Source organism: Pokkaliibacter sp. MBI-7, from assembly GCF_029846635.1.
Classification (GTDB): domain Bacteria; phylum Pseudomonadota; class Gammaproteobacteria; order Pseudomonadales; family Balneatricaceae; genus Pokkaliibacter.
In genome coordinates this window covers 3140297-3153354 of record NZ_JARVTG010000001.1, presented here as the reverse complement: position 1 = coordinate 3153354, position 13058 = coordinate 3140297, and the positions used below count along the sequence as shown (strand labels likewise).

9 protein-coding genes and 1 pseudogene are annotated in these 13058 nt (G+C 60.5%); 3 read left to right on the top strand and 7 right to left on the bottom strand.

Going from position 1 to position 13058, the window contains the following annotated elements:
* Nucleotides 1-79 precede the first annotated feature (79 nt).
* The 4 genes from QCD60_RS14085 to QCD60_RS14070 form a co-directional block, all read right to left on the bottom strand.
* Nucleotides 80-1303 (bottom strand): MFS transporter, encoded by a 1224-nt coding sequence (locus QCD60_RS14085; RefSeq protein ID WP_279786321.1) that lies wholly within the window; start codon nucleotides 1301-1303, stop codon nucleotides 80-82.
* Nucleotides 1304-1558: 255 nt separating this feature from the next.
* Complete coding sequence (locus QCD60_RS14080) at nucleotides 1559-2482, bottom strand: AraC family transcriptional regulator (RefSeq protein ID WP_279786320.1); 924 nt, start codon at nucleotides 2480-2482, stop codon at nucleotides 1559-1561.
* Nucleotides 2483-2718: 236 nt separating this feature from the next.
* Complete coding sequence (locus QCD60_RS14075; protein WP_279786319.1) at nucleotides 2719-4098, bottom strand: class II fumarate hydratase; 1380 nt, start codon at nucleotides 4096-4098, stop codon at nucleotides 2719-2721.
* A gap of 115 nt (nucleotides 4099-4213) precedes the next feature.
* On the bottom strand, nucleotides 4214-4624 hold the full coding sequence (locus QCD60_RS14070; RefSeq protein WP_279786318.1) for a hypothetical protein: 411 nt from the start codon (nucleotides 4622-4624) through the stop codon (nucleotides 4214-4216).
* A gap of 410 nt (nucleotides 4625-5034) precedes the next feature.
* Between QCD60_RS14070 and acnA the strand changes: the two genes are divergently transcribed.
* Nucleotides 5035-7698 carry an aconitate hydratase AcnA gene (gene acnA, locus QCD60_RS14065; protein ID WP_279786317.1) on the top strand — a complete coding sequence of 888 codons (2664 nt, stop codon included), beginning with the start codon at nucleotides 5035-5037 and terminating at the stop codon, nucleotides 7696-7698.
* Between the two features lie 86 nt (nucleotides 7699-7784).
* Here acnA and QCD60_RS14060 read toward each other — a convergent pair whose 3' ends face one another.
* Nucleotides 7785-8675: a LysR family transcriptional regulator gene (locus QCD60_RS14060; protein WP_279786316.1), complete on the bottom strand. Its 891-nt coding sequence runs from the start codon at nucleotides 8673-8675 to the stop codon at nucleotides 7785-7787.
* Nucleotides 8676-8798: 123 nt separating this feature from the next.
* Between QCD60_RS14060 and QCD60_RS14055 the strand changes: the two are divergent.
* Nucleotides 8799-9476: pseudogene (locus tag QCD60_RS14055) on the top strand (NAD(P)-binding domain-containing protein); the annotation flags it as partial.
* A gap of 46 nt (nucleotides 9477-9522) precedes the next feature.
* Here QCD60_RS14055 and QCD60_RS14050 read toward each other — a convergent pair.
* Nucleotides 9523-9993: an Lrp/AsnC family transcriptional regulator gene (locus QCD60_RS14050; protein WP_279786315.1), complete on the bottom strand. Its 471-nt coding sequence runs from the start codon at nucleotides 9991-9993 to the stop codon at nucleotides 9523-9525.
* 123 nt (nucleotides 9994-10116) lie between these two features.
* Between QCD60_RS14050 and QCD60_RS14045 the strand changes: the two genes are divergently transcribed.
* Nucleotides 10117-11349: an aminotransferase class V-fold PLP-dependent enzyme gene (locus tag QCD60_RS14045; RefSeq protein WP_279786314.1), complete on the top strand. Its 1233-nt coding sequence runs from the start codon at nucleotides 10117-10119 to the stop codon at nucleotides 11347-11349.
* 106 nt (nucleotides 11350-11455) lie between these two features.
* On the opposite strand, the gene QCD60_RS14040 is transcribed toward QCD60_RS14045, so the two are convergent.
* On the bottom strand, nucleotides 11456-12790 hold the full coding sequence (locus QCD60_RS14040) for a sodium:proton antiporter (protein WP_279786312.1): 1335 nt from the start codon (nucleotides 12788-12790) through the stop codon (nucleotides 11456-11458).
* Nucleotides 12791-13058 lie beyond the last annotated feature (268 nt).

Genomic DNA, 13058 nt, shown 5'->3' with positions numbered 1-13058 from the left:
GGCGCCGGGAAGAAGGCAGGTAGGGGACAAATACCGCGTGACCGACGCATACGGGCCGCATCCGCAGACACACCGCGAGTTAAGGCGCGGCAGTGCGCCCCGCCAGACGACCGCAGAGCCCGCACAGCAGGGCCGACAGCATCAGCAGCAGAGCACTCAGCACGAAGGTGCTGCGGTAGCCGTGCAGATCAAACAGCAGCCCGCCCAGGGTTGAGCCCAGCGCAATCGACAGCTGTACCACCGCCACCATCAGTCCGCCTCCGGCTTCGGCATTGTCCGGCAGAGTACGCGCCACCCAGGTCCACCAGCCTGCCGGTGCGGCCGTCGCCACCAGTCCCCACAGCGCCAGCAGGGATACCACCAGACCGGCAGAGCTGCCGAAAACCGTCAGCAGTACCGCGATGACGGCCATCAGCACCGGAATCAGGGTGAGCAGCAGATACAGACCATGATGCAGCCAGCGACCTACCAGCAGGGTGCCGACAAAGCCCGCTACACCGATCACCAGCAGGGTCAGAGACAGCAGCGCATCCGGCAACCGGGTAACGCTCTCCAGAAAAGGCCGCACATAGGTGTAGAGCGCAAACTGCCCCATAAAGAACAGCCCCACTGCCAGCAGGCCGATCAGCACCTGTGGCGTGCGCAGGCTGCTGAACAGACCGCCTTTGCGGTGATGGCCGCTAGCAGGCAGGCTGGGCAGACTGTATGCCTGCCAGAGCAAGGCCAGCAGCGACACCGGCAGCAGGCAGAAGAAGGCCCCCCGCCAGCCCACCAGCGTGCCCAGATAACTGCCGAGCGGAGCAACAATCACCATCGCCAGTGCATTGCCACCGTTAAAAATGGCCAGTGCCCGGGGCACCTGCCCGACGGGTACCAGCCGGATGGCCGTCGCCGCCGACAGCGACCAGAAGCCACCTACGGCAATACCAATCAGGGCACGGCCCAGCAGATAAACAGGGTAACTTGGTGCCAGTGCGATCACAGCGCTGGACAGCACCATCAGTGCAGTCATCCCCAGCAGCAGGGCCTTGCGGTTGATCTGCCCGGCCAGGGTGGAAACCGACAGACTGGTCAGCACCGCCAGTGCTCCGGACAGGGCAATCCCCTGCCCGACCAGCCCTTCACTGACCTGCAGATCCACGGCCAGCGGTGTCAGCAGACTGACCGGCATAAATTCGGCCGCCACCAGCGCAAACACGCACAGGGTCATGGCCAGTACGCCGCTCCAGGCAGCAGCGGAAGCGGTGTGAGGTGAGGTTTGATGAAAAGTATTCAGCGACGATTCGCCCGTCTGATCGGTCATGGTATGTCCGGCTATCAATAATCAGGATGCCAGCTCAGCCAGAAAGCATGATTGACAGGGCAATGAAGTAATACAGGTTGGTTTATCACGCTGCCGTTGCTTTGAGCGATACCTCTGTACCACCATCGGCAATGATTACATTCCCGACAGGTTCGCGTTCTGCGCTGAGCTGTTTCAACATCCCTATTATTGAAGGCCACCGCCATCCGCCGGTATCACGATCAGATAAGTTGATTGCCTGATTCTACAGAGCGTTTACTGGACGGATTCTCCTGCCCGGCGCAGGCTCTCGATATCCTTTTTCGGTGGCAGGCCAAACAGCCGGCGATATTCCCGGCTGAATTGCGACGGGCTTTCATACCCCACCTGAAATGCTGAGCTGGCGGCGTCGGAGTGTTCGCTGAGCATCAGGCGCCGGGCCTCGTTGAGCCGCAGCCATTTCTGGTACTGCAACGGGCTCATTCCCGTCAGCTGACGAAAATGCTGATAAAACGACGACGGGCTCATCTGCACACTGTCGGCCAGTGCTTCAATCGGGAGCATCTGCCGGTAGTTGACCTTGAGCCAGTCGATGGCCCGCGCCACCCGGAAGCTCTGACTGCCACTGGACGCCGCCTGACGCAGGCGCCAGCCCTGCTCGCTGCCCAGCACACGAAACAAAATTTCGCGCTGAATCAGCGGGGCAATCACAGCAATGGCCTGCGGTTCAGAGGCCAGTTCCAGCAAACGATGAAAGGGACGGGTCAGCTGCGGCGTGACGGCACCGAGGCCTACCCCCACCTCGGAGTCGGCGGCTTCCTGCGCGGGCATGTCCAGCGTCCCCTGCGCCAGCAGCTCGGTGACCACCCCCAGATCCAGTTTGTAGTTGAAACCCAGACAGGGCTGCTCGGGGCTGGCACTGACCACTTCCGAGTAGGCCGGAATATCCAGTGAGGTCAGCAGAAAACGGTGACGGTCATAAGGATAGGCACGCCCTTCGACCCACATTTTCTTCTCGCCCTGTACGACGAACACAATGCTCTGCTCCACCAGACAGACCTTGGGTGCCGCTGGCGCTTCACGGCGGAACAGAGAGAGATTGGGCACGGCGGTGGGGCAGTCTTCCTGCCCACGGGTCAGCTCATCCAGCATGCTGATCAGTGAGCGGTGTACCTGCTGATGGAAATCTTGGGATGGCATCGTACACACCCTGGCAACGGCAATGGTCGGTCGAATATCAAGCATACAACAGCCCGTTGCACGGTGACGGAGGGCTGGTGAATCAGGCAAGAAATTTGGAGCATTGTGTCAGGGCAGACGTCGCGGCAGGCAACACCCGCTGCGACGCCGGGCAGCTCCCTGAGGCAGGGGCCGCTGTATGATCAGGCAAGCAGGCGGCCTGCCCCGGAGCGCGCGGGCAGGCTGGTACCGGCGGGTTATTCCGCTACCCCGCCCAGGGTCAGCTGGTGAGGATCGAGTAGCTTCTGCAGCTCCTCGCGGGACAAATCGGTTTCCTCTTCGGCTACATCAATGATGGCACGGCCCTGTTTATAGGCCTTCTTCGCCACGTCTGCCGCTTTCATATAGCCGATGATGGGGTTCAGTGCCGTCACCAGAATCGGGTTCTTATCCAGCGCTTCCTTCAGCTTGTCGTCGCGCACCACAAAACTGGTGATGGCTTTATCGGCCAGCAGCGGGCTGATATTGGCCAGCAGCGCCAGACTTTGCAGCAGGTTCTGCGCCACCAGCGGCAGCATCACGTTCAGCTCGAAGTTGCCGGACTGGCCGGCAATGGTGATGGCGGTATCGTTGCCGATCACCTGCGCCGCGACCATGGCCGCCGCTTCAGGAATCACCGGGTTGACCTTGCCGGGCATGATCGATGAGCCGGGCTGCAACGCTTCCAGCTCAATCTCACCCAGTCCGGCCAGCGGCCCGGAGTTCATCCAGCGCAGGTCATTGGCAATTTTCATCAGCGAGACGGCGGTGGTTTTCAGCTGGCCGGAGACCGCGACGGCAGTGTCCTGCGTGCTGAGGGCGGTAAAAAAGTTGGGGTGCGGGGTAAAGTGCACACCGGTGTCTTCGCTCAGCTGACGGGCAAACGCAGCAGCAAAGCCCGGGTCGGTGTTGATGCCGGTGCCGACTGCCGTGCCGCCCTGTGCCAGCGCCTGCAGCTGCGGCTGCAGGGCCTTGAGATTGGTGATGTTCTGGGCGATCTGGGTAGCCCATGCTGACAGGCACTGGCTCATGCGTACCGGCATGGCATCCATCAGATGGGTACGGCCGGTTTTGGTATAACCGTCCACCGCTCTGGCCTTGGCTTCGATGGCTTCCTGCAGATAGGCCAGTGCCGGCAGTAACTGCTGTTCCAGCAGCAGCGCGGCACTGACGTGCAGGGTGGTGGGGATCACGTCGTTACTGCTCTGGCCATAATTGACGTGATCATTGGCGCCAATCGTCAGCCCGCTCTGCTGGCTGGCCAGCCGGGCAATCACCTCGTTGGCGTTCATGTTGGAGCTGGTGCCGGAGCCGGTCTGGAAAATATCCACCGGAAAGTGGCGCATATAGTCGCCTGCCAGCAGATGGTTACAGGCATCGACAATGGCCACGCCCATCTCCGCTGGCAGCAGGTTCATCTTCACATTGGCCCGCGCCGCGGCACGCTTGACCACAATCAGCGCGTGCACAAAGGCTTTCGGCATCGGCATGCCACTGACCGGAAAGTTGTTAATGGCCCGCTGGGTCTGAGCACCATAGAGCGCCTCGGCCGGCACCTGCAGTTCGCCCATGCTGTCTTTTTCGATACGTGTAGACATAGTGGATTCCTTGATGTTTGCCATCCTCCGCCGGGGGAACGCAGCGGAAGCATGATGAACAGGCGTACAGCAGTCTTTGCTGGCCCGGGCTGCTGATCACAACCCGGTCAGCCTGTCAGTGGGTATTCAGGCAATACCGGCTGGTGATCGCCAGCTCATAGCAGAGTGCATTGATTTTCTGCTGGCCCTGCGGACGGTGACGGTAGAAGCGCTTGAGCGCGAACAGCGGCTGGTAAAGATGATCCAGGCAGCAGCCGCGCCAGTGGGATGGCGTCAGGCTGTCGATGATGGTTTCAAACAGGGTGTCGTAGGTGCGCCGCAGCCAGCATTCCTGCAGCAGATTGAGATTCAGCTCAGCGGCCTCTTCCGCCAGACTCTGGCCCAGCTTGAGATAGTGATGCAGCAGCCGCGGATCCGGCTGATCGTGGCTGAAACAGCGAATCTGTTCTTCCATCTCCGCCATGCACTGCATGGCATCGTTGGTAATTGGCCACGGACGGTAAGGGACAGCACCCGCTTGCATCATCAAAAAGCCCTCTTCGCGGTGTAAGGCGATACCAGACTGCTGCCTTGCCGTCACGGCGGGGTAAGAGGCAGCGATACAAAACGCCCTTAGTTATATTGATAATTATTCTCATTTGCAAATAAAAATATGACCACGCCGACGACACTGCTTTTCAGAACGTTACGACGGTTTGAGATTGGAGCTACTGACCTGCATAGGTTGCAATGACAATAACGCCGTCGCAGCCCACCCCTGCTGACGACGGCGGTGCCGCCCGAGCGCACACCTCTGCGACCTGGATCGCCCTCTGCAGTCTCTGTCAGAACGTGCACACGTTCTCAGGCGTTTCTGGTCCATCCACATCCACCTGCTGGCTGCTGGTATCTGCCCGCGCGGACAACCGGCACGCTGCCAAGGAACCGGGAGCAACCATGACTAACAGCTTTGATGCCCTCTCCACACTGGAAGTCGACGGCAAGACCTATCACTACTACCGGCTGGCCGCCCTGACCACTCATCACGACATCCACCGCCTGCCCTACTCACTGAAAATCCTGCTGGAAAACCTGCTGCGCAAGGAGGATGGGCAGAACGTCACCCCGGCCGATATCGACGCCATGTGCCACTGGCAGGCCGATGCCGAACCCTCGGTGCAGATTGCCTTCACCCCGGCGCGGGTGGTGCTGCAGGACTTCACCGGTGTACCGGCGGTGGTCGATCTGGCCGCCATGCGCGACGCCATGAAACAGCTGGGCGGCAACCCGGAGCGGATCAACCCGCTGGAGCCGGTCGATCTGGTTATCGACCACTCGGTGATGGTGGACTACTACGCCCGCAAGGACGCGCTGGACCTCAACACCAAAGTGGAATTCCAGCGCAACGAGGAGCGTTACCAGTTTCTGCGCTGGGGCCAGAAAGCCTTTTCCAACTTCCGCGTCGTGCCACCCGGCACCGGTATCGTCCATCAGGTTAATCTGGAGTATCTGGCCCACGGCGTGATGACCAGGCAGGTCGACGGCCGGACCCTCGCCTATCCTGACACGCTGGTCGGCACCGACTCCCACACCACCATGATCAACGGCCTGGGCGTGCTGGGCTGGGGCGTTGGCGGCATCGAGGCCGAAGCCGCCATGCTCGGCCAGCCGATTACCATGCTGATCCCCGAAGTGATTGGCTTCAAACTGTCAGGCAGCCTGCCCGAAGGCGCTACCGCCACCGATCTGGTGCTGACCGTCACCCAGATGCTGCGCAAGAAAGGGGTAGTGGGTAAGTTCGTCGAATTTTACGGTGATGGCCTCGACAACCTGCCGCTGGCGGATCGCGCCACCATTGCCAATATGGCCCCGGAATACGGCGCCACCTGCGGCATCTTCCCCATCGACAAGGAAACCCTGCGCTATCTGCACCTGTCCGGCCGTGATGAGCACACCATCAGGCTGGTGGAAGCCTACGCCCGTGCTCAGGGGCTGTGGCGGGAAACCGGCAGCCGCGAGGCGGAATACAGCGACAGCCTGAGTCTTGATCTCAGTACCGTGGTGCCCAGTCTGGCCGGGCCAAAACGCCCGCAGGACCGTATCGCCCTGAGCGAGGCCAAACAGGCCTTTGTCGAGATGCTGGGCAAAGAAAAACCCGACAGTGCCAACGATGGTGTGGCATTTGAACTGGACGGGGAAACGTGGACGCTGCATGACGGCGATGTCGTCATTGCCGCCATCACCTCCTGTACCAACACCTCCAACCCGGCGGTGCTGCTCGCCGCCGGTCTGGTGGCACAGAAGGCCAACGCCCTCGGCCTGAAGCGTAAACCCTGGGTGAAAACCTCGCTGGCACCGGGCTCGCAGGTGGTGCCTGCCTATCTGCAGAAGGCCGGAGTGATGAGCGATCTGCAGGCGCTGGGTTTTGACGTGGTAGGTTTTGGCTGTACCACCTGCATCGGCAACTCCGGCCCGCTGGCCGAGCCCATCACGCAGGCCATTCGCTCCGGCAAACTGATTGCCGCCGGGGTGCTGTCAGGTAACCGTAACTTTGAAGGCCGTATCCACCCCGATGTGCGCGCCAACTATCTGGCCTCACCGCCACTGGTGGTGGCCTACGCCCTCGCCGGCACCATGAATATCGACCTCTACAACGAGCCGCTGGGCACCAGCAAAGAGGGTAAGGCGGTCTATCTCAAAGACATCTGGCCGACCCAGCAGGAGATTGCCGAACTGCAGGCGGCCTCCATCAGCTCGGCGATGTTCCGCGAGAAATATGCCGATGTTTTTGCCGGCACCGCGGCGTGGCAGCAGCTGCCCGCCCCCGAAGGCGAGACCTATGCCTGGCCGGACTCCACCTACGTCAAGCACCCGCCCTACTTCGAAGGCATGGGCAAACAGCCTGTTGCCCTGCCAGAGATCAAACAGGCCCGCTGTCTGGTCAAGGTGGGCGACTCCATCACCACCGACCATATCTCGCCGGCCGGCTCCATCAAGGCCGACAGTCCGGCGGGCAAGTACCTGCAGGAGCACGGTGTGCAGCCTGCCGACTTCAACAGTCTGGGCTCGCGCCGCGGTAACCATGAGGTGATGATGCGCGGCACCTTCGCCAACGTCCGCCTGCGCAATCAGCTGGCACCGGGCACCGAAGGCGGCTTCACCACCTATCTGCCCACGGGCGGGGTGACCAGTATTTTTGATGCCTCCATGCAGTATCAGCAGGATGGCGTGCCGCTGATCGTTATTGCCGGTAAGGAATACGGCACCGGCTCCAGCCGGGACTGGGCGGCTAAAGGCACCAATCTGCTCGGCATCAGAGTAGTCATTGCCGAGAGTTTCGAGCGTATTCACCGCTCCAATCTGGTCGGTTTTGGCGTGCTGCCGCTGCAGTTCCGGGCCGGTGAGTCAGCCGAAAGCCTGGGCCTCAGTGGTAAGGAAACCTTCAGTTTTGCCACGCTGGAAGACGAGCCCGACACCCTGACCGTCGAGGTCACCCGGGAAGATGGCTCAACCTTCACTTTCGAGGCCGAGGTGCGGATCGACACCAGCACGGAATGGGACTACTACCGCCACGGCGGCATCCTGCACTACGTGCTGCGCGATCTGGCCAGCAAGGGCTGAACCACACCAGTGCAGCCGCCACACTGAGGGGGCCAGCTGGCCCCCTCACTCGTCAGGGTGGGCAGATAGTAAGGGCAGGCAGATAGTCAGCCAAAAGCCGCCCGGACGGCGTCGACAAAGCTGTTGATCTTCACTGTTGAGCGCCGCCGGTCAGGTATCAGAATATGCATCGGCCGCGCCGGGCCCTGATAGTCGGGTAACACCTGCAGCAGATTGCCCCGGCGTATCTCTTCACGCAGCACCTCTTCCGGCCCCAGAGTAATGCCATAGCCGGCCAGCGCGGCGTGCAGCAGCGCTTTCCAGTCGTTGGCACGTAACCTGCCCTGTGGCCGCACTTCCTCGGTTTTGCCCTCTCTGCTGAAGCGCCAGCGGCAAGGCATGGACGGTGACCAGATGCCATAGATCAGGCAGGAATGCTGCGCCAGATCCGCAGGTGTGGCAGGCATGCCCTGTCTGGCAATGTACTCAGGGGAGGCGCAGGCGATCAGCCGGTAGGGTTGTAGCGGATAGGCCACCAGCGCACTGTCACTCAGTTCGCCAATGCGGATCAGCACCTCATAACCTTCCTCCAGCGGATCGGTCAGCCGGTCACTCAGGGTCAGCTCGACCTGCACCTGCGGGTACTGGCCGAGGTAGTCGCTGATAAAGGGAGCCAGAGAGAAGGAGCCAAAGGTGACCGGAGCATTGACCCGAATCACCCCTGCAGGCGTGCGCTTCATATCCATCGCCAGCAGATCGGCGTTCTCTGCCTCAGCCACCACCACCTTGCAGCTCTCGTAATAGCGATGACCAATGTCGGTCAGGCTCTGGCGACGGGTGGTGCGATTGATCAGCGCCGTGCCCAGACGCGCCTCCAGCCGGGCGACGTGTTTGGCCACCATCTGCGGTGAAAGGTGCAACGCTTCTGCGGCGGCAGCAAAGGAGCCCAGCTCCGCCGCCTTGATAAACACCGTCATACTGGTCAGCCGATCCATCATTCCCTCCTTTTTGTTGTTTATTTCGCATCCGATGCGCGATTTATCAACCAACCTGCAAGCAATACCTTGTCTCTCTAGCGCTGCGGGAAGGGGTTCACCCTCTTCCCAGCGCAGGCCAGACAGGAGACAGCCATGAATCAAGAGACAAGCATGAAGCAGGAGACAAGCATGAAGATCGGTATTATCGGCGCAGGTTTTGTCGGCCGGGCGATCGCCAAGCTCGGTATCAGTGCAGGCCATCAGGTGATGCTCAGCAATTCCCGTGGCGTACAGACGCTGTTCAGTCTGCGCCCCATGCTCGGTTGTGAGATCGGCAGTGTGGAGGAGGCCATTGCCTTCGGCGACATGGTGGTGATCGCCGTACCCCTCAGCGCCATTCACCAGCTGCCTGCCGCATTACTGGCGGGTAAAGCCGTGATCGATGCGGTGAATTACTATGCCGAACGCGATGGTCATATTGCCGAGCTGGATAGCCACCAGATCACCACCAGTGAAATGCTGGCGCGACTGTTACCAGAAGCCAGAATCACCAAGGCCTTCAATGCCATCCCTATGACCGATCTGGAAACCGACGGACTGCCTGCGGGCAGCGTTCATCGCCGTGCCCTGCCGCTGGCAGGTGATGACAGCCACAGTAAACAGCGCATCATCCGGCTGTATGATCAGTTCGGCTTCGACAGTGTCGATGCCGGTGCGCTGGCCGAAGGCTGGCGTTTTGAACGCGGTATGCCCGCTTACTGTGTGCGCATGACCGCCGCCGAACTGAAGCAGACCCTGGCAGCGGCCGTACCGCCCACATAAGCTGCTGCACAAACAGGAGGCGGCACTCTGCCCCCTCTGGTTTGCGCTACTCCAGCACCGGCATCCCATGGCGCTTAGCCGTATCCAGGCGGATATAGGATTTGGTGCTGACCACCTCACTGCGGGCATACAGCCGTTTGATCACCAGTTCGGTAAAGGCCGCCATGTCGCGGGTGCGCACCTCCAGCATCAGATCCACATCGCCCGTCACCCCATAGACCGACTGCACGCTGTCATCGTTTTGCAGGTAGCGCATGACGCTGTCGCGCGCACCGGCGATTTCCTTGCTGACCGTCACCAGCACCCAGGCGACTAGCCCAAAACCCAGCTTTTCGTAGTTGATATCAGCGCGATAACCGGCAATCACGCCGCATTCTTCCAGTCGTCTGACCCGGCGCAGGCACTGCGATGGCGACAGGTTGACCTGCTCTGCCAGCTGCACATTGCTGATGCGTCCGTCTTCACGCAATGCCAGGATTATTTTGTGATCAAGACGATCTAACTCCAAACTCACCATTTCTGACCATCTCCATGCAATATTATTGCATCACTCTCTCTTTCCACCCCCATCTTCGCAATCTCCGTTCACCGGCGACGCGCTACACTGCAGCTCTAACTCAGGCCCGTGACGGAACCCATCATGACCTCAACTGTGGATATTCAGTTCGTTCGTCAGCACTTCCCTGCCTTTGCTGAGCCCAGCCTCAGCGGTCAGGCTTTTTTCGATAACGCCGGTGGCTCCTATGCCTGCCAGCAGGTCATCCACCGTCTGCAGCAGTACTACTGCCAGACCAAGGTGCAGCCCTACGGCTTTCACCCGGCCTCCGTCACCGCTGGCCAGCTGATGGACAGTTCGCACCAGCGGCTGGCGGCCTATCTCAATGTCGATGCCGAAGAAGTGCATCTCGGCCCGTCCACCTCGCAGAACACCTATGTGCTGGCGCAGGCATTTGGCAAAAAACTGCAGCCCGGTGATGAGATCATCGTCACCAATCAGGATCATGAGGCCAACAGCGGAGTATGGCGTCGTCTGGCGGAACGCGGGGGGGTGGTGAAGGAATGGCAGGTCGACTCCCACAGTGGGGCGCTGGATATCACCGCGTTGAGCTCTTTGCTGAACGATAAGACACGGCTGCTGACCTTCCCCCACTGCTCCAATATTCTCGGCCAGATCAACCCGGTCGCTGACATCTGTGCGCTGGCCAGACAGGCCGGTGTGACCACTGTGGTCGATGGGGTGTCTTATGCCGGGCACGGGCTGCCCGATGTGGCGGCGCTGGGCGCCGATATTTACCTGTTCTCCCTGTACAAGACCTTTGGCCCGCATCTGGGCGCCATGGTGATTCGTCACGCAACCGCGCAGTATCTGGGCAATCAGGCGCATTACTTCAACGCCGGCTACATCCACAAATGGTTTGTACCGGCAGGCCCGGACCATGCTCAGGTGGCCGCCAGTCAGGGCATCGCCGACTATTTCGACCAGCTGCACGCTCACCACTTCAGCGCGGATGTGCTGCCAGCACAACGTGCAGCCGAGGTACGCCAGCTGCTGAAGAGCGCCGAGCAGCCGTTGCTGGGCCAGCTGCTGGACTTTATTCAGCAGCGCCCTAACCTGCGCCTGCTGGGGCCACAGGACAGCCATGAACGGGTCTCCACCCTGTCGCTGCTGACCGGTGAGCAAAGCCCGCAGCAGGTGGCCCGCGCGCTGGCTGAACACGGCATCATGGCCGGTGCCGGGCACTTTTATGCGGTCAGGCTGCTGGAAGCCATGGGCGTCCCGGCGCAGCAGGGCGTCTTGCGTCTGTCTTTCGTGCACTACACCGACCAGCAGGATATGGATCAGCTGCTGCGTGCGCTGGATCAGCTGCTGTAACACTCCACCAGCAAGCACAGAGGGCACGCGCCCTCCGGAAACACCAGGGGGGCCTGCTGGCCCCCCTGGTGGTTTTACCTGTTTTCGCAGCGTTCGCCGCCTGCCGTCACTTACTGACCGAGTGCGACAGCTTGGCCACCGCCTCTTCCGCTGCCAGCAGCTCCGGATCAATGGGTTCGCGCCCGGCTTCGATACTGGCCTGAATCATCGGCGCAATAGTGGAGCCCTGCACCACGATAGAGAAGATCACCACCACGTAGGTCATCATCAGCACCAGCGTATGGAAGTCGACACCCTCGATCTTCACCGCATGTTCAGGAATGGATGCCGCCATGGCCAGTGCCAGACCGCCACGCAAACCGCCCCAGGTCAGGATCTTCACCGAGTGGGCATCGTACTGACGGAACTTGCGGAAGCCGACATAGGGCAAGGCCACGCTGATAAAGCGTGCCGCCAGCACCAGCGGGATCATCAGCAGGCCAAGACCCACTTCCGCCCAGGTCACCGGCATCACCACCAGCAGCAGACCGATCAGCAGGAACAGCAGAGCGTTGAGGAAGGCATCGACGGTATGCCAGAAATGCGACAGGGTTTCCTGACTGTGCTTGGAGAAGCCTACGCCACGGGTCACATTACCGATCACGATACCGGCCACTACCATCGCCAGCGGGCCGGAAATATCCAGCATGTTGGCCAGCGCATAGCCCGCGGTGGGAATACACAGGGTAATCAGCAGCTCGATGCTCGGGTCATTGCTGCGACAGATCAGCCAGTGGGCCACGGCAGCCAGTACCGCGCCAAACAGGATGCCGCCAACGGCATCGACCAGAAACAGCTCAGCCACGCCACCAAAGGTCGGCGCTTCACCGGAGAAGGCCACGGCAAACACCGTGGTGAACACCACCAGACCGACGCCGTCGTTAAACAGGGATTCCCCTTCCACCTGCACCGAAATGCGGTCCGGCGCATGCATTTTCTTGATGATGGCCAGCACCGCAATAGGGTCGGTGGGGCTGATCAGGGCGCCGAACAGCATGCAGTACACCAGCGGCAGCGGATAGCCGAGCAGATCCAGCACGAAGTAGCAGCCGTAGCCGATCAGCACCGTCGACAGCAGGGTCGACCCCAGTGCCATGATGGTGATTTCCCAGCGCTGATGGCGCAGCAGATGCAGGTCGATCTCCAGCGCCCCGGCAAACAGCAGGAAGCCGAGCATGCCCTTGAGCAGCAGCAGGTTGAAGTTGAGACCACCAATGGCCTGGGTGATGTACTCGGCCACATCGTTACCGGCAAACTTGACCAGCACCATCAGTAATACCGACATCGCCACCGAGCCGGTGGTGATGGCAATGGTAGTCTGCAGGCGTAGCAGATACTGGTTGGCAAAGGCAATGAAGATGGCCACTGCCGACAGAAAGCAGAGGAAATACCAGGCATTCATGGTTGGGTTTCTCCGTAAGTTTTATAAGGGGTTGAAGGTTGAAAACGGTTTTCGAAATGGCCGCCGGGCGGCGATTTGGAAAACAGCACTCATCAGCAACACACCTCTGTTACGAGGCTGAAATACCAGGGTCTTGTAGTTGTTCTCTGGTGATTTCCCAAACGGAGAAGTCGGTTTTTTCATGATCCCGAACAGATCAGGAAAAAAACCGCAACATTTTATCATCTATCGCAGCAAAGCCGCCGGATATTTTCTAGGCTTGAAAGAA